The organism is Priestia sp. D51 (genome assembly GCF_053345675.1).
In genome coordinates this window covers 39695-60096 of the sequence record NZ_JBLTIR010000008.1, presented here as the reverse complement: position 1 = coordinate 60096, position 20402 = coordinate 39695, and the positions used below count along the sequence as shown (strand labels likewise).

Below are 20402 nucleotides of genomic sequence, written 5' to 3'. Positions count from 1 at the left end.
TGTGCATAAATTCAACATGATTTTTCATGTTTATCACTCTTTCCTGCCTTATGTGGAATATCTACATTATTTTAAACATATTTAAAGACCATTAATGCAGAGAATTAGTAATTCAAAAAGTAATCATTCATAAAAATAAATGATTACTTTTTGAAATGTTTGTATTTAACAGTTATCTAATTTTATTCATTACAGTTATTACCTACATCCTTAACAGAGTATAACTACCTTAAAAACCCCAACTAAGTGAATTTCCTCAGGCACATTTACCATAAGCATTCCTTGGCTATCTTCGTAGATTCAAACATTGTATTTTATTACTAGCTCCCTGCTCTTTGTCTTATTAGAAATCTTGCTCCTTCCACATCAGACCAATTTCTTGTTCTCGCTGTAAAACCTTTTCCAGATAACGTTCGGTGGTCCTACGATCACTGTGACCTAGTTCTTTTTGAATTAAAAAGATGTCTGCTCCCTGCTGCCGACTATAAATGGCATAAAAATGACGGAAGTAATGAGGCGTAATCTTGTCATTCCGTTCTTTTATAAAAGGTAATCCCGTTCGTTCAATGATACGCACAATATAATTACTTAAGTTTGTATATTGATAAAACCCTCCATCTTTAGTTGGAAATAATGGACCTTGGTCACTTGAACTTAATACTGTACTGACATGACGTCGTTCTCGAAAAGCAAGAATGCGTTCATATAGCGATGGATGAAGTAACTTATCAAATTTCTTTCCCCCCTTCCCTACTCCTCTTAGTCGATAATAGCCACTTAAACTGTCTAGATATACGTCTCCCCATGAAGCTTTAGCTATTTCCTGTACACGCAATCCTGTCATGGCCAACATTGTTAACAATCCATGGTTAATAGGATGATCTTTGTAATAGTCTAGAATCTGTTTGACTTCATGGTAATACAAATCTCGGTTCGGAATTTCTTGCTCAGATAGTGACGTGCTTAAGATTTCTTTGTGTAATGGATGCTGTATATACTTCGTTTCATGTAGCCATTTCATAAAACTTTTTAAAATCGTCATTTTAATATCTAAAGTTGCAGGTGAATAAGGTTTTCCCCCCTTCCCTAACAATGCGGTGCTTAAATAATCCTGGTAGTTCCGTATATGCCAAGGACGTAGGTTTTTAAAAATAGTTTCTTCTATATAATAGTCAACATCTTGGCGCAAGAACGACTCACTTTTTACCGCATACTGATAAAACTGCAACAAAGTCCGTAAGTATTCGGTTTTTGTATTTTCTTTTCGTTCTCGATCCTTTCGGATATGCTTTCGTTGATGGACATAGTAGTACATCATTTCTTCATCCGTAAAATCACTAAACATATCTTCATTTTTTCGCTGGTGATGCTCATTTCTTTCTTCCAAAGCATCGTAGTATGTAGTGTCCAGCATTAGTGAAACGATTTTATTAAAATCTCCTTTTCTTTCCCTTACTTCTGCTCCTATATGTACTAATGAGAAATCTCGCATAAAACCTCTCCTTTTGAAAAATGTGTTTTCTTATTTATAGTTCTTACTTGTGTTAAGATATTTTCTTCACTATGTAAGGGTTAAGTTTGTATTTATGTGTACCTAGATGATAAAGAACCTTTAAAACGAAATAATAGTTCTGATAATAAGATCTAAACTACTAAGTATCTTCATCAAGTATTTAATATACCTATAATCAAGTATATATTTAAAGTTATTTATTATAGTAATTACTTATTAATTTTAACTTATTTAAAAGTAAAAGTATAAACTTACTTTTTATAAAAATAGTTTATCACTTATACAAGTTGTAGAAAAATCTCCTATTTGTCATCACTTAGAGTAAATAATAAAACATAAATATTTATAAGTTAGTTATAGCATTTACATATTGATTATAAAAACTTTTAAACTCTAACTATATGTATATATGATATAATTAATTATTAGGTGAAGTAAAAAGAATAGGAGTGTATGTTATGATTGATAATCCTACTAAAATTATTACTATTGAAGATGTGATGGAGATATTATCTATTTCATCAAAGAAAACGATTTATACATATATTCAGCAAGGAAAATTAAATCCTATTAATAAAGATGACTGGCATATCGAAGGACGTTATGAATTTGATATCGAAGATGTCGTTCGTTTGCAAGAAGAGTTAAAAAAGCCAGGACTTACGACAAAAGAGGTAGCGCAGCAACTCGATATATCCGTCACAACAGTGAATAAGTATATTAAGCAAGAACTTTTACCTGCATTCCAAGAAGAATACCGGGGTATTAATTGTTATTTTGTGAATGAAGAAGATTTAGAAGCGTTTAAGCGTACGCATGAAGTTGGCCGTAAACCTAGTAAGCGTCATTTTTATCATACCGAACAAAATATTGCACTCTTTCAGCTTTTTGTGAAGAAAGATGAAGTGAAAGAGCAGTTTGCCCGTATTATCTCAGTAGAAGATCCCATTATGGCAGTGACAGAGCAACATGAAGAGATAACGGTAGAAGAATTACTTGATCGCGGCTTTGAAGCAGCCTATGAAATTGAATCGAAAAAAACGATTACGAAAGAAGGCTATGCTACATTTGCATTTAAGCAAACAGCCTACGCGAAATCACAACTTTATAAGCTCATGGATTTATTCTATCAGTACCTAAGCCCAACTAACATGAGAATTACACCACAAGAAGAGAAAGAGCAATTTATCGTTGAAATCAAACCTGTATTGTTGACAGAATCAGCACAAGAAATCGTTGAATTATTGGAGTCAGTTCTTGTCTCAGGAAAGATTAATAAACGCAGCCGTGGAATTTACATTGATAGCGATTTAGAAGTAGTACGTGTAAAGGTATCAAGTAATCTGAAGGAAGAGTTACAGCAAAAAGCCAAGGAATTAGGCAAAAAGAATGTGGAAGAGTTGTTATTATATGCAGTACAAAAAGTATAAAATAAATTAGATTAAAAAGTTCTCAATCTTAAGAAGGAAGTAAACAAGGGCAAGTCAATTTTCATTGGCTTGCCCTTGTTTATATAATAAAACGAGTATTGTAAATATACATTTGTAAAATATTATAATTTAATTTTTAAAAAATATGTATTTTTTTTACTTTAATTATCAAATAATGTTAAAATATAGATTACATTTTACAATATTTAGAAAGGTAGTATTACTTTATTAACAATGTTAAAATTTAAAATTAAAGGGGATATTTTGAAATGAAAATACTGAACAAAAAAACTCTTATTTCTTCATTGGTTATTTTAGGTGCTGCATTCGGATCAACTACTGCTGCTTTTGCAGATAGTGATGAAGAGACGACTGTTGAAAGCTCCACTCCAGCTGCGGAAATGGATTCTCAACCTGCGTTAACACCAAAGTATGGTACAGAAGGTCAAATGTCAATTCTGGCAAATAGTAAAAGAAGTGTTAAGAGTTATACGGGCGGAACTTTATATAGTAATACTTGGCTAAGTAGTCTTCATTCAGGAGGACTAGTAGATTATCAAGTTTCAGCCAATTATAATAAAACGGATCATAAGAATATTCAAACAAAATGGCATGCAACTATTCAAGCTTATAACACGTCTACTACTGCTTCGGTAACAATAGGTACGACTGGTGGATCAATTAGTGCTTCGACTACAAAAAATTCTACTACTGCAAAAACTGGAAATAAGTATTATCAAAATACTAAATCTCAAAAAGATGCTTCATATAGATCCAATTTGGCTTTAAAAGGGAATTGGGAGAAAGTTACTTTAACAAATGAAGCGTCTGTGTGGGGTAATAAAGTCGTTAAAAAAGCAGCTATAAATAGTCAAACTACAGTAAAAAAATAAGCATATATAAATCCTGTAGAACTTTATGTCCTACAGGATTTATATATGCTGTTAAGAGGATAGTAACATTTTTCACTGCTTCAGTACTAACTACACAAATATTTTCATCAGAAGAGAGAATTAAATTAATTTTTCTGGAGAATTAACTATGAAAAAACTTATTTTGTATTTTTTAATACCTTTTATAGCTATTTCGACTTTTTTGATCGCCTTTTTATTCTTTAATAATGAAGAGAATAAAACTCTTGAAACTGAATTAGCATATACAAATAAAAGAATAAAAGAAAGTGACAAAAATGTTGAAGAAGAAAAAAAGCTTTATAAGTTTCTAAGTAAAATGCCTCAAACTCATAATAAATTTGAATCCATTCGAATTGACTCTAATGAGGAGAGTTTAGATCAAACCTATTATTACATAAAGATAAATGAATTACTTGGTCAAAGGGTTAGTTCCAAATTACTTGATTCATATAGTGACTCTGTAGCTAATGAGCTAGATTATGACCCTTTTTCATATGCATATATAGATCCCTTAGTAAAGAACGCTACTCTATCTAAAGATACATATAACAAGATGGAACTGGAATTAAAAAAACAACTACAATGCTCGAATTGCTTAACTGAAAGTAGTCCATATATAATTTATTATCTCTCAAAGAATATACCTCAATTTAAAAGCGATAAGGCAACAGAAATTATCGGTCAGTTTATATTGACAGAATCTAATGAGGAGAATTTGATATACTATTTATACTGGTATTTTAGCCTTGTAAACGATGGGTTCTCAACTTCTAAATACCATCAAGAGATATTGGGCAAAGCAAATAAAACAATTAAAAAATCCTCTCTTAAAGATTACAAAGACAAACAAACTGTGTATATTCTATATTCTTTAAGTAACTTGTTAAAAAACCCTTACGATTTAAAAACGGATAATATTACAAATTCTATTGATACATTTAATTATAACTTTAATTTATACGATATATATTTTAGTTTGAAGCTTTTAAACGAAGGTGAAAAAGGAATAAATAAGTCATATAAAAAAATGTATATTGATTATTTAAATAAAATATTACCTTCAAAAGATAACTTTTATCCAATGGTAGCAGTTGAAAAGAATAATATGATTGATATGATTACATGGCAATTAATAATGGATTATCTATATGATTCTAACAAAACATACAATCATTATTTGACCAATTATTTAAAAAAGACTATCACAAATAGTAAATTAAGCTCCTCACAAACAGAATTATACTATGAAACGCTGTTTTTTAAATTAAATGATTTTGATTTTCCAAAAAATAAAACTAAATCAATTTACCATAGTTTAAATAATAAAACGGAATTAGTGGAGAATTATTATCTTTTTCAAGCTGGAGCTGTGTTAGGTTATAAGTTAAATACCAAGCAAATAAAACAATTAAAATCTGAAACAAAAGATGCAATTAATAAAGGCGAAGTTTGGAACATTATTGTGTGTCTTGATTTAAACTACACTTACAATGAAGATGAAAAAGAAGTTTATAATTTATGGAAGCTAAATAAGGATTATCTCGAGAAAAATAAAAATATTATGAATGAAAAAGCATTTTTTTTATATCAAATTTTAAAAGAATCTATGGGGAAATCAGGAACAAAAAGTGAAATAGATACTTACTTTAATGCTAGGGGTACTAAAGATGTATTATTACTAGATGGTGATTCTGACACTTTAAATTTGAGTACTATTTATAGCTATCTTTCACTTCTTCATTTACATAAGATTAAAAGAAAATAATTCTGTAAACCTGAATATTTCTTTGAAAGAACAACCCTCACACAGAGGGTTGTTCTTTTTAAATAATTCTTCGTATGTCGATAATTCGTGATTTAACAATCATAAAATTAATATAGTATAATCCTCTGATAAAATATGAATCCATTATTTAAAAATATAATACCTATTATAAAAAAAACTCGTGTGGAAAAGGCACCACAAATTATTAAAGAACCTTTATTAATTCCAGAACTCTAAGTAGAATCAAAAATGGAATGGGCTTATTTGTTTGATAACAAACGAAAGAACAAAGGAAACGAGTATTAATACCACCATTTGTTTTGGAGATTTATAAAAGACTAGGCATAAAATAACAGACATAATTAACTCTTCAATGTAATTCAACCTTATATAAAATAATCCTATTCCTAAAGAAAGGCTTAATAATAATGCTATAGGTAGTGCTGGTAAAATCCAGGCTAACCTTATATTGTTCTTTCCATTCCATACAATAGCCGCCATAAAGGGAGAAATTAGTGCTAGACTACCCCAATATATAAAATCACGGGTTGGAAAAATGCCAAATAAATAAGCTGAATAGATATAATAACTAATTAGCATTCCTATAAAAAATATGAAAGTATTAAGAGCAGCACTAATCTGTGTTTTACTGTATGCAGCTATGATTGTAGCAATTAATATCCAGATACCTAACCTCGTAAATAAATCTCCCAAATACGAGGGAATATTCATAAACCAATCTCCATCAACACCCGCGAAATTATCCAAATATTTAGATATTATCCCTAAAGCTATACCTATGACTAAAAATATAATGAAAAATAATATATTTTTTTTCACTCTAATCCCCCTAATCTTTTAGTAGTTTTCCTTAAACAATAAAATAAACAATGTACTAATCACATCAGTAGTTGAATAGAAATCCCCTCAATCCAAAACCATCTCCTATAAATATCATAAATTTGAGTATAACATAAAAGGTAATAAAATCCTTATAAACAATAAAATTACTTATATTCAATAATTTTGTTAATAGAAACAGAACGTATACTACAGAAAAGCTAGATAAGAATAGTCCTGTTAAAATTATATTTTTAGATAATTTAGAAGAAAATTTGATATTTCTTTTTTTTGAAAGATTTTCTAATGCTTTTGCCATGGCTTTATATGATGAAGTATTTTTAATTAATCTCTGTGATACGTCTTTTCCTCTAGTTGTTACTTTTAAATGTACTTCTCTTCGCTTTTCCGTTGATTGCTTTCTTTCAACTAATCCTAGACTTACTAATCCATCTATACTCACACATACTGTATTTTTTGGGATATCCAATTGTTTTGTTGCAGATTTTAGAGTGCTTCCAGGATTAGAAAAAATCCAGTTTAAAATACCTATTACAAAAAATAAGTTCAACTAAACAAAAAAAATTGTTGATATATGTAAATTTTTGATGACAAATAAGTTGAACTAAAGGATTGAAATTCCGTCCTTCTTCTTGTATAATAAGTTCAACAGAAGTTCAACTTAAAAATGAGGTGTATAAACATGAAAATTTCGCGTTTTAATAAAGACTGTGGAAACTCCGTTGATATGAATATCATTGATGGATACCTATTTGATTTCCCAACCAACGTTGTAGAACTACAAAAAGATGTTGCTGATTCATTTTTTACAGATGCAGTAACAGCACCAGAAGAATTTAAGAAGCGTATCTTACTATCTACGAAAATCAGTGACGAAGAAAAAGAACGTTATTTCTTAGTGGGTGACATTGCAGCAAGCCAACAACTTGCCAACAATCACATCAATCGTTTACATAACAAAATTACAAGCCATATTCCTTACGTGACATTTTTGGCTGCCATTGCATACTACCATGCGTTGCATGCAAAAGATCAAAAAGATAACAACATTGAAATTGACTATTTCTCTACGATGTTACCAATCTGGTTATTGAAAAAAGAAAGTACCTTCGGTGAAGCTCAAAAAGCCATGGCCACTCGCTTCCTAGGTGACCATACGTTCCGTATTCATACTCCAGGATTTGAAAAAGAATTAAAGGTAACTGTAGAAGAAAGTGCTTGCCTCAAAGAAGGCGAAATCGCGCGCTTTGCGTTGAAGAAAGACCTTACACTTCAAGATCGCGAAGATGCCAATGAATATGTGGAATGTGAAACTGTAATGGTTGATATTGGTGGTGGATCCATCGATGTCGTGATTTTACCGGAAGGTTTAAAAGCTGCCAACAGCCGTGAATCATTCCAAAGTATTGAAGGTATTCCGTACTTAGCTCATATTGATAAATTGCGCAAAGAAAAGTTCCCTGAGCTATTTACGGATTTACGTGCTTTTGATCAGTTTATTTTAGATAACTACAGTAAACAAAAATTCGAGTTAAAAAATGAAAACACAGGCGCATCTATCGATTTAACAGCTCGAATTACATCTTCTTTAAAAGAGTATGTGGAGATTTTACTAGCGAAGTTAAATGATGTGGCCCCACCACCGGCAAATAAAATCCGTAAATACGTATATAGTGGTGGTGTCGCTCCAACACTAGAAGTAGCTATTATGACAAGCATGAGTGAAAAGATTGGCGAAGAACGTACAGAGAAATATCATAAAGTACCAGAGGATAGCCGTCACTTAAACTTATTTGGCCTAGAAATCCGAAGCATCGGTTACCTTCAAAAGAAACAAGCTGAGAAGAAAGCCGTTAAATCCTAACAGCGTAGGTGATAACCATGTCAGAGCGTCAAAACGCCTTTACTATTAAGACCAACCGATTGAGTGATGAAGTCTATGACGTACTTGCAAAATATGCGAAGTCTCGAAAATTAGGGGACTATATTTCATCTTTAATTGTTCGGGACCTTCATCACTCATCTAACGACCAAGTAGATTCAGCTCACAGAACAGAAGAACTTCTTGAACATATCAATTCAGAACTGAAGGAATTAAAACAATTAGCTAAGGCTAATGGCTTTATAGTCAAGCAAGAGGAGTTAGAAGACAAGCCTTCAGAAAGTCAAACCTTAAGAGAAGGTAAGATTGCAGATTTAGAGCAAGTATCTGGTTCTTTAGATGACGATGATTTGGAAGAGTATAGCGATTTTTAAAACACTAAGCCACTAGGTATCCTAGTGGCTTTTTTGCTTTATATAGTTTATTGATTTTTAATGTATTTCCATATATATAAAGAACCTGATCGGACTAAAAGAATACTGATAAGGGGGATTTTATTTATGAGCAATAGCAATCAGCACGAGTACTTCTATTTATTCTAAATCCCCTCCTTACTTCTTTGCCTGAAGAACATTAATAATTAGGTGTAACAGATACTGTATTGATAATAAAATTACTCCTAAAGTGTTAGATAGAAGGAATCGGTATAGTCATGGTATACTAATAACAAACATGGAAATGATGGAGGGTATCATGACAAAACGATTAGATTTGCGTGTCGACTTTGCATTTAAATCACTATTTGGCACACATGGAAATGAATCTATTTTAGCTGCTTTTTTGAACGCAGCACTCCGTTTTCCAGATGATAAAAAAATTCAGACGGTGCAGTTATTAGATCCGCATTTTAATAAAGAAAACCAAGAAGATAAACGCTCTATTTTAGATGTGCACGCACAGTTAGAGGATGGAAGCCGAGTTAATATTGAAATTCAGCTTAATAACAAACATGACATGGAAAAAAGAACACTCTATTACTGGTCTAAAATGTACAGTAGTCAAATGAAAGAAGGAATGGACTACGGAGAGCTTTGTAAAACGATTACCATTAACATTGTGAACTTCCGTTATTTATCTCATATTCATGATTATCACTCCACTTTTCAGTTATATGAGCGAGAGCAGAAATTACTCTTAACGGATATGCTGGAAATTCATTTTATGGAGCTACCTAAGTTATTAATAAAATGGCGTAACAGAGAGGTAGATCCACGGGAAGATCAACTTGTGCGATGGTTATTATTACTTGAAGCATCCGAAGATGAAGAAATCACTCAGGTATTGGAGGAGATTGCGATGCAAGAAGATCAAGTATTAAAGAAAGCAATGGACGAGTGGGAACGTGTTAGCCAAGATCCAGAAGTACTACTAGCATATGAAGCACGAAGAAAAGCATTATTAGATGAAAAGTCAGCTTTAAAACGAGCTGAGAAACTTGGAGAAGAAAAAGGAAAACAAATAGGTGAAGAAATAGGCGAGAAGAAAGGTATCATAAAGGTGGCCCTAAGTATGATTCAAAAGGGTTTAGATAACCAAACAATCGCTGAATTTACAAACCTTACACCAGAAGAAATTGATAAATTACGTCACCAATAATCATAATTAAAACAGGGACTGCCTAACAAATTAATTTGTTAGGCAGTCCCTGTTTTAACTTCCTCATTATCAGCACATCTAATTTGAAGTTTATTGTAATTGAGTTAGTTTATATTTATTTTCTCTTTATTATGCAGCGTACTAAATGTTATTGCGTACTATAGTAGGAAAATATAAGTCTTATATTTTTTATTAACTTGAAGACTTTTTCTTATATATCCCCTTTTAAGTTGCGCTAGCATTTTTCTTTTTTTTTACAGGTAATCCGTACTTATTAGAGTTTTCTTTTATTTTTTTTGCGATTTCTTGTGCTTCTTCTTTCGTCATTTTCATACAAAAGACTCCTCTCATGTTCTAGTATTATAAGTTTTTTCCACTATCTCAAAAAAATATACATGCTCCTCCCTCCCCTGCCATATACATGTTTTAGGTATGTACAAAAAGTCATTGTCCTAGAGATAATTTTAGATTTTAGGAGTGATTATGTGAGAGTAGAAGAGAAGAAAAGAAAAATTCGAAGTGACAAAAAACGAGATGTAAAACCATCACTTCCGATTGATCTTAAAGAATGTGTTTATCGATTGTCTTACATTACAAATACGCCTGTAAAAAATGTAATTGAATCAATTTGTATATCAGGCCTTGCTTCTTCAAAAGTAATGGACTACCTATCAAATTATTTTAGAAGAGGATTTAGCTTTGGCAGCACTGTGTATATGGGAGATATGTCCAAAGAGCCAATTAGACATCTATACAAGAATATTGAGAAAGAGCGTGTCTCTACGCGCTTAAAAGATGGACATGGAGAAACGTATGATATTCTGAAACGCTTAGCTTATGCTTTAGATTGCTCTCCAGCATTAGCAGCATCTTTCTTAATTGAAGCAAGCATCAGGAATTCTGATTTTGTTGATGAATACATGACTCGCCATTTAGAAGAAGAATTGGACCAGGGAAGAATAAAGGAATTAAAAGAGGTATTAAAATTCATCAATAAAAATAACCCTTATAAAGAAGAGTACAGTCTACACAATTTGATTTCTTATATTATGGATGAATTAAAAGTAGGAGCAACTAGCTTAGGGTCTTCTGTACAAAACTGGTTAGAAAGTATACAGCATAAAAAATAGTTCGACCTAAAAAACCTTTGAATTTACGATTCAAAGGTTTTTTGTTTATCTTTTATTTCGTTAAATAAAATTTTTGCGCCTAATGGACTTAGAACTAAGTTATTTGCATATCTACGATTTTGAGGCGTTATCTCACCTGTAATCAGACATTCATTAGATTCTTTGTATTTTTTTATTTCTATATGATTATCTTCCAATAAAACTTCTACTTCATCTTCTTTACCTATATCCAGTAGCTTTCTTAGCTCAATAGGAATCACTATACGCCCCACTGCATCTATCTTTCTCAACGTACTTAGTCCCTTCATGCTGACTCTCCTTTTATATGTTCGTAAGTATAACTTTCATATTATACTATAAATGTATAAATTAACCTATAATGATCTTGTAAAACAGAGATCAAGACAAGTTTATAATTTCTTCTGAAATTGATCTTTTACATAAATACATGTGCGATCATGGTCACGGGAAAAGAAATGATCCTGTTTGGGATACACTTTTACTCCACAAGAGGGACAGGCAAAGAAACCTACATTAATACCTTGAGTCACTTCATGGGCATAAAATTCACCAGCCGTTTCGAACATTACCACATGGTTTGCTTTCTCAATCTTTGCTCTCATAAATTCATCTCGCACCTTATTTTGAGTACATTACCATGATAAGGGTTACTACGGCATCTGCTCAAGAAATAGCATCTATAGCAGAAGAACAATCTACATCTTCAAATGAGCTAACACGTCATACGGATCACTTATCTAAAGTGATTATTGAGTTAGATAATGCAGTAGAAAGTTTTCAAGTTGAAATAAATTCTTGAAAGAGTCATTGGAGATTAAAAAAATATATGAGATTGCTTTAAGCATTTAGTAGGGAGGTTATTGTTGTTAAAAAAACAAGAGATTAAAAAATCACTTAAGTACTGTGGGAAGATCCTGTTTGGATAGTGAATTGATGAACGGGAATGTGTAAGTAAAGTTCTGTCAACCTTACTCCTTTACTAACAGTTATAATATGACGAGAAGAAGTGTATGAGGTTAGGAACAAATGGTATATTTCAGCATACTTTTAGGGAATATAAGGTACCATATGAAGTAAAAAGCTCCTTTTATTACTTTTTATAGGTAATAGGTAAGTAAAATATTTATTGATATTTTTAAAAAATAGGTTAAAATATCTAATTGTATAAAAATGTTCAATATACTACTAAATCGTTCAATATAATGAATTCTGTAAAAATTGAGCGATGAATCATTATGAGGACAACTTAATAATGAGAAGCTAGTAGTGCAGCCAACCATTTTTTATGGTTGGTTTTTTTGTTTTCAAAATAAAAAGTAGCTTGTATTAAGTAACTAAACTAATTTTAGTTTATGATTTTTTATTCTCGCTATAAGAAAGGAAAAGTTATGAGATCATATTATTTATCATTATCAATACTTATAGTCTCACTTTTATGTAGTGTGGTGGGATTAATTTATTTTTCATCAGGTTTCTTTTCTATTTTAAACCTTTTCATACTAACAGTATCTTTAATACTTATGAGTATATTAAACAATGCTTATAAGTATTTATACGTGCTAACAATAAGCTTGTTAGTAGGATTTAGTTTTCTCTTTTATGCTTACTTTCAAAAAGCTTCATCTTCTTTACAAGTCAATTTAATGTTTCAGGATCTTTTACTTACCGTATCTCTTATTCTCTTATGGTTACTTTTTAATCACATTCGTCGTGTATATGAAGAAAATATAGAGTTAGCTAGACAAGTGAATGAATTGAAGAGATTTGAAAACATGCCTCTCTTATTGTCATACTCTGAATTTTTAAACCGCGCAAATGTGATTATGAAGGGAGTTAATCGAAGGGGTGAAAACAGCTATTTGATCCATATAGAGATTGATGCGTCCAAAAAAGTAGAAGATGCTCTGAGACACGTTATTACAAGTTCTATATTAAAAACCGTACGTGCAGACTTTGATTTAGTTACTCTTCTTAACAAAAAAACGCCATTGTTTTTTTTGCAAAATACAGATGAAAAAGGTACTCAAATCGTGATAAATAGATTATTAGAATCATTGCGTACGAAACTTAATACAATTGAGCTTCCCTTGGAGTATAACGTGATAAAGGTAGAGGATGACGTCACAGTTATGCTCAATAGATTAGTGACAGCAAAAAAAGGAGGAAAATCATCGTGAAAGCCATTCTAATTCTCGTTATGTTTTTCTTTTGGTTTTTACTGATATATTACTCATTTTTGACTATAGCTGGCGTTATAGAACGGTTAAAAATAAACAGAAAGAAAAGCTTAGATAGGTTTCCTTCGGTTGCAGTTCTTATTCCTGCTCATAATGAGGGCGTTGTTATTAAAGAAACTTTAGACGCAATGGTTAAATTAACTTATGAGGGGGATTTAGATGTATTTGTCTTAGATGACGCCTCCACTGATGATACAGCTTCTATTGTAAAAAGCTTTAGTGAGACTTTTTCACGTATTCATTATGTAAAAGTACCACCGGGCTCCCCTAAAGGAAAATCACGTGTCTTAAATTATGGGTTATCTATTACCTCTTCGGAGTATTTTCTAGTATTTGATGCGGATAATCAGCCTGAGAAAGAGGCCGTTACAGAGTTAGTCTATGCAGCTGAAACCACAGATAATGCTGCTGGAGCTGTAGGGTATGTAAAAACGATTAATGCTAATCGAAACCTTTTAACACGAATGATTGCCATTGAATTTCAAGTATTTCAATTATTAATGCAAAGTGGCAGGTGGAAAGTTTTTAAAACCGGGTCATTAGCTGGAACAAACATGTTATTACGAAGAAGTGTGATTGAAGAACTAGGTGGATATGATCCTTATGCTTTGGCAGAAGATGCTGAATTAACGATGCGAATAACAGCTATTAATCAAACATTACCTGTGGTTCATCAATCACGCACATGGGAACAAGAACCTGAAAAGATGAATATCTTTATTCGACAGCGTACACGTTGGCTTACAGGAAACCTATATTTATTAGAAAAAGCCATACATGAAGTATCCTACTGGAAAGGGAGAACTTTAGTTCATAGTCTGCAGCATCTTTTAACTTATTTTCTTTTTGTCATCTTACTTTTGTTTTCTGATATATGGTTTATTCTAGGGTTAGCTGGCTATCAACTACCAAATTTTGAATCACCACTTCTTTTATTTTGGTTTATGAGTTATGTTGTATACACAGCGCAAATTTTAAGTGCAATGGTTCTTGAGCGAACGGTTACGCCTATGAATGTGCTTGTCGGAACAATTATGTACTTTACGTATGCTCAAGTATTTCTACTTCTATTGGTTAAGAGCGCTAGTGCCTACATCTGGAGCCGTTTACGAAAGAAAACAATTCAATGGGATAAAACAAAACGATTCAAAGGAGAAACCATGTGAGTAAATTCAAACTTTTCATTAGTGGGACACTTTTGTTAGGTATTATTTTTACAAGCCTATTTCTTTTGTTGAATCAAAAGGATCCCGTTGTTGAAACGGTTACTACACATTATAAAAATCAAGATGGGCTAATTAAAACGTATGAGGGAAAACAAGATATTCAATATCTTTCTGAAAGTATTGGTCTCTATATGCAATACCTAGTACTAGCAAAAGAGAAAAAAGAATTTGACAAACAGGTTAACTTATTAGGTAGACATTTTTTGGTGCAAAAACAGGATAATACCTTTATAAAATGGAATTTAACTGAAGGTACTACTAATGCATTGATTGACGATATACGTTTAATTGATGCGCTAAAAAAAGGAAGTAAAGAGTTTAAAGAAAAAAGATATAATACTTTAGCTGCCAGTATTGAAAGTACACTGTTACACACTCATATCAGAAATAATCAACTTGTGGATTTTTATGATTGGTCTTCAAAAAGCCAAACTAACATCCTTCATTTAAGTTATATTGATGATTCTGCCCTGAAAAATATGAAAAGTTTATCTGTTTCGTATCAAAGTGTCGTTGAGAAAGGAATAGACCCGAAATCTCCTTTCTTTTTTGAAATATATGATGTGGACAAAAAGGAGTACAAACATGCACACTCTGAAAGTGTAAACATGATTGATCAACTATTAATTGCTATTCAATATGAGCAGATAAAGGGAACTCCTCCTAAAAAATTTGATAAGTGGTTAAAGAAAGAATTTACGGAAAAAGGAAAAGTGTATGGGAACTATAACCGTGATACGCTTAATCCAAGAAAAGGTTTTGAGTCTAGTGCTGTATATGCGTTGGCTACATTATATTTTCTTGATCAAGAAGACCATAAATATGCAAGTGAATTTCATAAACGACTAGTAGCACAACCACCATTTAATTCAGGAGCAAACTATACAACCATTCATTTCTTTGATTACATTTATTCAAAAATTGCTAACTATGAATATGAACACTAGAGTGCAATATGTTCATGGATTCTTTTAAAAGAAAAAGACGTGCAAATAATGTCTTATAAATAATAAAATTTATAACTGGTATAATTTTCTCTAAACATTATCTTTAGCGTTTGATTATACATCTGCATTAATCCGCATGAACTTCACCTTTAAACTTATAAAAAAAAGATACGATGATTAGGGAAAGTATATTTAGATATTTATTTGTAATAGATCGTTTTAAGTTACAATTCAAGGGTAGTCGAATAAGTGTAGGAGGTAACGGTGATGAAGCATTCTATAAAAGATCTTCCCGAAGAATGGATGAAATTAGTTAGAGACGCAATGAATTCGAATGTGAGTAAAGAACAATTTAAACAGTTTTTAGAAGAAAAAACTGAAAATAACAAAAAAGCAAAAAACATTAGATAATAAACATCTAATGTTTTTTGCTTTTAAGGCATTGATTTACTAGCTAAAAACTTTTTTATTTCTTCAATAGATAATCCTATTTCCTTAGCTTCATGAATCAGGTCAACCCATTCTAAATCTAAAGTTGGCGTCATTACTTCCTTTCTATTATTCATAAAAGTAAACTCCTCCAAATTTTGAAATGGTCTGTCTTTTATAATGAATGGAACTTGGATGTTTAGAATTATTTTTTACTTTTCAACTACTTTGTTGTAATTCCAACATGTAAATTTATATAAAACATTACCATATAAAGGGTGTCGAAATTTGTAAAACTAAGTATAATTATAATTATTTTCTTAATTTATTGACTATTTTCGTTGTAAACTCCAGACATCTGTCTTTATCTATGCTAATTCAGAGGGCAATTCAATTGCGCAGAGCAGTTGTACCTACGTACAATCTATTTATTCACTTAAATTCTAATGGCCACTCGATATGGCTATTAATGCTTGCTTAGAACTTTATCGTTTATATTTACTGCCTTAGTGTGTCTAACTTATACAAATCGAACATCAATAAGTTCGTTTAGCCTCATTTTATTCTTTAACTCAAGTACGTCATTAATGAAGATAAATAGTTCCCTCAGCGAATCAACAAACTGAATAAATCCCGTCTCTGTAATGCATTGGCCTTTCTTATAATAGATAAAGAGGGAGCTAATTATGTAAGGATAAATGGTTTTTATATGACGATGGCTGTCCTATTTGCTTCACTTTTTCATAAAACGGACGAGAAATTAGAAGATGTCCTTTTGTATAAGAAAAAATAACAAGATTAATGATTCTTATTTAAGGGTAAAGTCCACCAACTATTTCGAGAGGAGAGAATAATGCATGAGCATTATATGGACACTAATTGTAGGTGGAATTATTGGATGGCTTGCTGGTTTTATCGGTTCATGGTTAGGCGGTCTTATTTTAGGAAGTTGGGGACCTGTTATCGGTGGTTTTGCCATCATCCCAACGATTATCGGATCTGTCGTTTTAGTACTTATTGTAAGCTTCATTTTGCGAAAAATGGGTCAGAACAAAAATCATGGTCGTCATGCAAAATAATGTAACATATATAAAGTGGAGGGACTAAAGATGAGAGAAGAAAGTAAGTCTGTGTTAGCAGGTTTTGTTGAAGATAATCAATTTGAATTGGATTCTTACCTTACTTATTTATTCGATAAAATCAACCATGAGGGTGAAATTCCATCGGGAGCTTAATGAGAAGCCAGGTATGTTATTACAAAGAAAAGAAACCCAAAATAATAAATAGGAATGGAGTATAAGCGACCTTAGTAACGTTCTTTACGTATATAAGGTCGCTTATTTTAGTTTGTAGAGGGCTTCTATTAACTTCGAAAAATGTTCTACTCAAACAAATTAGTAAACTATTTAGGATACCTCAAATCATTTCTTCACAAGTAAAAAGGAAGAATGGAACTCACTCTTCCTTCAGCCATTATTTTATAAAGTTGTATTAGAAACGTCCGCCGCCAAGTTGTTGCTCAGCTAATTGTACAAGACGCTTAGTGATTTCGCCACCTACTGATCCGTTTGCACGTGCAGTTGTGTCAGCACCAAGGTTTACACCAAATTCGCTCGCGATTTCATATTTCATTTGATCGATTGCTTGTTCAGCACCGTATACTAATAATTCGTTGTTGTTGCTGCTTTTGTTGTTTGCCATGTTGTGTCACCTCCTTGTTTCTTTTAAAGTTCCTATCTTAGGAGAAGTACATACATAGTAAATAATGGATGTATTATTTTCTTAGGTGCTTCCTATACTATTTTTTAGTAACAAATGACACTGTAAAAAGTGGAATTAGCTGTTTCATTTCCTTGTCATGAAAATCAATATTTGCCATGTTTGAAAAAAGAGCTGTACCTTTTAGGTACGGCTCATTTTCTATTTATTGATGACGAAGCTTTTCCTTTTCTTTCAACTCTATAGCATGTCTTTTTACAACATATGGGGATACCTTTTTATTTAGTTTATTGTTACTACAAAGGCATACGAGATTACTAAGTATCGCGGGATTAGAAGCAATAAATTTCACTAGAGCACATTCAATTGGCATTAAATGTTTACATACTTGTCATTAGGGGATTTATCTTACAAGAACAACAATATCTAAATAGGAGGAGAATAAAAATGAACACTAATACTGGGACTGTTGAAAATAAAGTAGACAATAAATTAAATGAGATGAGCCAAGAGAAGAAGGAAAACATTCTTTCTAGTTTTAATGAATTTAAAACATACTTAGGAGATAAGGTCAGAAAAGGTGAGAAATTAGGCTTAAATGATGACCAATTAACTTTAGGCGCTAAAAAAATAGCTGATTATCTTGCGAAACATGAAGAGCCACAAAATGAAGAGCAATACTTGTTACATCAGTTATGGAAAGTTGGAAATGAAGAAGAGAAACATCATCTAGCTCATATGCTTGTTAAGTTGGTTAAAGAATAATTCCAATTATATAATAAAAACTAACAATACATGATTTATTATTTGTATTATTAAATTTAATAAAAAAGGAAGAATGAATAATTCATTCTTCCTTTTTTATTTATGTATCATCCGTTGCTTACACAATACAAATCTAAAAATGTGCTTCAAAGTAAATGACATTTAATAGAAGGTAGGCTGTATACGTCCTCCCGACAGGACATGATTGTATTACACGTTCGTATCGGTAAACCAAGAGTTCTAGAATTACATATGTATCTGCACACTTATAATAGTATATTATTCATTCACTGCTATACTTTATATCAAGAATAAAGAAAATAAGGGGGAGCATGTAATGGTCCTATATAAAGATTCTATAAATGAACTACAATTTATTCAGAAAGCTCTTGATTATACACGTGCTGGTCTGATTATAACGGATCCATCTTTGTCTGATAACCCCATTATCTATGCAAATAAAGGATTTTTAGACTTAACTGGATACGACATAGAAGAAATCCTGGGGACAAACTGTCGTTTTCTACAAGGTAAACAAACGAATCCCACCACAGTTAAGGAAATGAAACAAGCTATTGCCGCACGCTCATCAATCACTGTTCAAATTTTAAATTATACGAAAGACAACCGTCCTTTTTGGAATGAATTGTATATTGATCCTTTATGGACGGAAGATAAATTATATTTCGTAGGCGTCCAAAAAGATATAACAGAAAAAGTAAAACAAGGAAATCTTATTGTCGATTATCATGAACAAATGACACAGATGTCTACTCCTATTGTACCAGTCAAAGATGGGGTTTCTATTTTACCCATTATCGGTGTATTAAACGAGCAGCGTTACGATATGTTGATGGAAAAAGTATCGACGTATATTGAGGAATCAAAAGATGACTACTTTATTGTCGACTTCTCTGGACTATTAGAGATTGATACCTATACCGTTTCATGTATTTATAACTTAAATCGTTTAATTAGTCTAACAGGAACTGAAGTGATGATTACCGGGATTACGCCCTTGTTAGCCAGAAAAATGGGTGATTTGTATGTTAATTTTAATGACTTAACAACGTTTACTCATGTGAAGAATGCATTAGTTTTTATTGAAAAGAAAGAAAAATAGAAGTGATGTTCAAGATTAGAGAGCATGTTGCATTGAGTTTATCGCAGTTTTGTAATTTTTTTACAAAACAAAAAATTCGTCATTGTCGTGGGAATATAATCATATTTAAAAAAAGGGACTCAACAACCTTTTGTCTATGACATGGATAGATAACTCCCAAACTTACTGGTTTAGGAGTTATTTGCTTTATCTATTCAGTTTCTGTTCTTCTTTGTACTTGGTCAGCTATCCCTTCACCTTTCTAAATACTGTAGATGCAGCACTAGAAAACGGTACCTTCATAATCTCTATCCTAATATTTTGTAGACTAAAGCAGCAAATGACATGCTTTTGCATCTCAATCCTTGTGATCTTGTAGTCGTATTATCAAATGATTTAACTTATCTGTATCTTTTTTAAAACAATTAAAAATACGAAGCATTACATGAAAATTTTCTCCACCTCTAGAGGCTACCAGTTCATGTTCTTTCAATTTTTTCTCTACTTCATGTTCAAGCACTGTTACAACTTCTAATTCATCTACCTCGTTTAATGCAACTCTGCAAGCAAGTAATGAGATGCAATAGTGATATCCAATGCTATCGTAGCCACGAAAGCAGCTGTCGCCAAGCAACTTCAGCTCGTACGGTTGTATAATATTAATCACAACTTCTGTTATCTCTTTAGAGTCAGCAAATGGCCCCATACGTAAACAATGTTTGTGATTGAGTGGGCTAGTAGAAAATGATTTTATTTTTCGTATCAATTTCTTTAACAGTTCTTGATTTTCATCACTTAGAGAATTTTTTTTAGTTTCTAATATATCAACTATGTGTTCCATATTCATACTCCTTATAGCCCTTTA

23 protein-coding genes and 1 pseudogene are annotated in these 20402 nt (G+C 31.8%); 16 read left to right on the top strand and 8 right to left on the bottom strand.

Annotation, left to right across the window (positions count from 1 at the left end):
* Nucleotides 1–343: 343 nt before the first annotated feature.
* Nucleotides 344–1492, bottom strand: coding sequence for a tyrosine-type recombinase/integrase (locus tag ACNHOZ_RS24045; protein ID WP_447697307.1), 1149 nt, complete (start codon nt 1490–1492; stop codon nt 344–346).
* Nucleotides 1493–1971: 479 nt separating this feature from the next.
* Here ACNHOZ_RS24045 and ACNHOZ_RS24040 point away from each other — a divergent pair, with 479 nt between their 5' ends.
* The 3 genes from ACNHOZ_RS24040 (at nt 1972) to ACNHOZ_RS24030 (ending at nt 5622) form a co-directional block, all read left to right on the top strand.
* Nucleotides 1972–2943 carry a helix-turn-helix domain-containing protein gene (locus ACNHOZ_RS24040; RefSeq protein ID WP_168761500.1) on the top strand — a complete coding sequence of 324 codons (972 nt, stop codon included), beginning with the start codon at nt 1972–1974 and terminating at the stop codon, nt 2941–2943.
* Between the two features lie 269 nt (nt 2944–3212).
* Nucleotides 3213–3836 carry a hypothetical protein gene (locus ACNHOZ_RS24035; RefSeq protein ID WP_098334643.1) on the top strand — a complete coding sequence of 208 codons (624 nt, stop codon included), beginning with the start codon at nt 3213–3215 and terminating at the stop codon, nt 3834–3836.
* A 148-nt stretch (nt 3837–3984) separates the two neighbouring features.
* A complete protein-coding gene (locus tag ACNHOZ_RS24030) occupies nt 3985–5622 on the top strand; it encodes a hypothetical protein (RefSeq protein ID WP_168761501.1) in 1638 nt (545 codons plus the stop codon).
* A 243-nt stretch (nt 5623–5865) separates the two neighbouring features.
* Here ACNHOZ_RS24030 and ACNHOZ_RS24025 read toward each other — a convergent pair whose 3' ends face one another.
* Nucleotides 5866–6462 (bottom strand): hypothetical protein, encoded by a 597-nt coding sequence (locus tag ACNHOZ_RS24025; RefSeq protein WP_255257728.1) that lies wholly within the window; start codon nt 6460–6462, stop codon nt 5866–5868.
* A gap of 64 nt (nt 6463–6526) precedes the next feature.
* Entirely contained in the window at nt 6527–7033 is a 507-nt protein-coding gene (locus tag ACNHOZ_RS24020; protein ID WP_154974856.1) for a MarR family winged helix-turn-helix transcriptional regulator, read from the bottom strand.
* Nucleotides 7034–7165: 132 nt separating this feature from the next.
* Between ACNHOZ_RS24020 and ACNHOZ_RS24015 the strand changes: the two genes are divergently transcribed.
* The 4 genes from ACNHOZ_RS24015 to ACNHOZ_RS24000 all read left to right on the top strand — a co-directional run bounded on the left by ACNHOZ_RS24015 (nt 7166) and on the right by ACNHOZ_RS24000 (nt 11091).
* Nucleotides 7166–8347 carry an Alp7A family actin-like protein gene (locus ACNHOZ_RS24015; protein ID WP_447697306.1) on the top strand — a complete coding sequence of 394 codons (1182 nt, stop codon included), beginning with the start codon at nt 7166–7168 and terminating at the stop codon, nt 8345–8347.
* A gap of 17 nt (nt 8348–8364) precedes the next feature.
* Entirely contained in the window at nt 8365–8739 is a 375-nt protein-coding gene (locus ACNHOZ_RS24010; RefSeq protein WP_430030698.1) for a hypothetical protein, read from the top strand.
* 319 nt (nt 8740–9058) lie between these two features.
* Nucleotides 9059–9961 carry an Rpn family recombination-promoting nuclease/putative transposase gene (locus tag ACNHOZ_RS24005; RefSeq protein ID WP_129703801.1) on the top strand — a complete coding sequence of 301 codons (903 nt, stop codon included), beginning with the start codon at nt 9059–9061 and terminating at the stop codon, nt 9959–9961.
* A 485-nt stretch (nt 9962–10446) separates the two neighbouring features.
* Nucleotides 10447–11091: a hypothetical protein gene (locus ACNHOZ_RS24000; protein ID WP_209369581.1), complete on the top strand. Its 645-nt coding sequence runs from the start codon at nt 10447–10449 to the stop codon at nt 11089–11091.
* Between the two features lie 23 nt (nt 11092–11114).
* Here ACNHOZ_RS24000 and ACNHOZ_RS23995 read toward each other — a convergent pair whose 3' ends face one another.
* Both ACNHOZ_RS23995 and ACNHOZ_RS23990 read right to left on the bottom strand, forming a co-directional pair.
* Nucleotides 11115–11399 carry an AbrB/MazE/SpoVT family DNA-binding domain-containing protein gene (locus ACNHOZ_RS23995; protein ID WP_275211302.1) on the bottom strand — a complete coding sequence of 95 codons (285 nt, stop codon included), beginning with the start codon at nt 11397–11399 and terminating at the stop codon, nt 11115–11117.
* Nucleotides 11400–11501: 102 nt separating this feature from the next.
* Nucleotides 11502–11714 carry a hypothetical protein gene (locus tag ACNHOZ_RS23990; protein WP_163081197.1) on the bottom strand — a complete coding sequence of 71 codons (213 nt, stop codon included), beginning with the start codon at nt 11712–11714 and terminating at the stop codon, nt 11502–11504.
* A gap of 35 nt (nt 11715–11749) precedes the next feature.
* On the opposite strand from ACNHOZ_RS23990, the gene ACNHOZ_RS23985 reads away from it, so the two are divergent.
* The 5 genes and pseudogenes from ACNHOZ_RS23985 to ACNHOZ_RS23965 all read left to right on the top strand — a co-directional run.
* Nucleotides 11750–11911, top strand: coding sequence for a hypothetical protein (locus ACNHOZ_RS23985; protein ID WP_447697305.1), 162 nt, complete (start codon nt 11750–11752; stop codon nt 11909–11911).
* A gap of 589 nt (nt 11912–12500) precedes the next feature.
* A complete protein-coding gene (locus ACNHOZ_RS23980) occupies nt 12501–13289 on the top strand; it encodes a hypothetical protein (protein WP_275211300.1) in 789 nt (262 codons plus the stop codon).
* Complete coding sequence (locus tag ACNHOZ_RS23975; RefSeq protein WP_275211299.1) at nt 13286–14515, top strand: glycosyltransferase family 2 protein; 1230 nt, start codon at nt 13286–13288, stop codon at nt 14513–14515. The genes ACNHOZ_RS23980 and ACNHOZ_RS23975 overlap by 4 nt, the downstream gene beginning before the upstream one ends.
* On the top strand, nt 14512–15522 hold the full coding sequence (locus ACNHOZ_RS23970; protein ID WP_275211298.1) for a hypothetical protein: 1011 nt from the start codon (nt 14512–14514) through the stop codon (nt 15520–15522). Before ACNHOZ_RS23975 ends, ACNHOZ_RS23970 begins: the two co-directional genes overlap by 4 nt.
* Nucleotides 15523–15807: 285 nt before the next feature.
* A pseudogene (locus tag ACNHOZ_RS23965) lies at nt 15808–15933 on the top strand (anti-repressor SinI family protein); the annotation flags it as partial.
* A gap of 23 nt (nt 15934–15956) precedes the next feature.
* On the opposite strand, the gene ACNHOZ_RS23960 reads toward ACNHOZ_RS23965, so the two are convergent.
* Nucleotides 15957–16088 carry an anti-repressor SinI family protein gene (locus ACNHOZ_RS23960; RefSeq protein ID WP_275211297.1) on the bottom strand — a complete coding sequence of 44 codons (132 nt, stop codon included), beginning with the start codon at nt 16086–16088 and terminating at the stop codon, nt 15957–15959.
* A 720-nt stretch (nt 16089–16808) separates the two neighbouring features.
* Here ACNHOZ_RS23960 and ACNHOZ_RS23955 point away from each other — a divergent pair.
* Both ACNHOZ_RS23955 and ACNHOZ_RS23950 read left to right on the top strand, forming a co-directional pair.
* Nucleotides 16809–17030, top strand: a complete 222-nt coding sequence (locus ACNHOZ_RS23955) for a GlsB/YeaQ/YmgE family stress response membrane protein (protein WP_447697304.1) — start codon at nt 16809–16811, stop codon at nt 17028–17030.
* Nucleotides 17031–17060: 30 nt separating this feature from the next.
* Nucleotides 17061–17186: a hypothetical protein gene (locus ACNHOZ_RS23950; RefSeq protein WP_255906693.1), complete on the top strand. Its 126-nt coding sequence runs from the start codon at nt 17061–17063 to the stop codon at nt 17184–17186.
* 256 nt (nt 17187–17442) lie between these two features.
* On the opposite strand, the gene ACNHOZ_RS23945 is transcribed toward ACNHOZ_RS23950, so the two are convergent.
* Nucleotides 17443–17652 carry an alpha/beta-type small acid-soluble spore protein gene (locus tag ACNHOZ_RS23945; protein WP_013058452.1) on the bottom strand — a complete coding sequence of 70 codons (210 nt, stop codon included), beginning with the start codon at nt 17650–17652 and terminating at the stop codon, nt 17443–17445.
* A 465-nt stretch (nt 17653–18117) separates the two neighbouring features.
* On the opposite strand from ACNHOZ_RS23945, the gene ACNHOZ_RS23940 reads away from it, so the two are divergent.
* Together ACNHOZ_RS23940 and ACNHOZ_RS23935 are read left to right on the top strand one after the other, a co-directional pair.
* A complete protein-coding gene (locus ACNHOZ_RS23940) occupies nt 18118–18435 on the top strand; it encodes a DUF3243 domain-containing protein (protein WP_048018806.1) in 318 nt (105 codons plus the stop codon).
* A 337-nt stretch (nt 18436–18772) separates the two neighbouring features.
* A complete protein-coding gene (locus ACNHOZ_RS23935; protein ID WP_275211296.1) occupies nt 18773–19558 on the top strand; it encodes a PAS domain-containing protein in 786 nt (261 codons plus the stop codon).
* A gap of 337 nt (nt 19559–19895) precedes the next feature.
* Here the strand turns inward: ACNHOZ_RS23935 and ACNHOZ_RS23930 are convergent, their stop codons facing one another.
* Complete coding sequence (locus tag ACNHOZ_RS23930; protein ID WP_275211295.1) at nt 19896–20378, bottom strand: hypothetical protein; 483 nt, start codon at nt 20376–20378, stop codon at nt 19896–19898.
* Nucleotides 20379–20402: the final 24 nt, after the last annotated feature.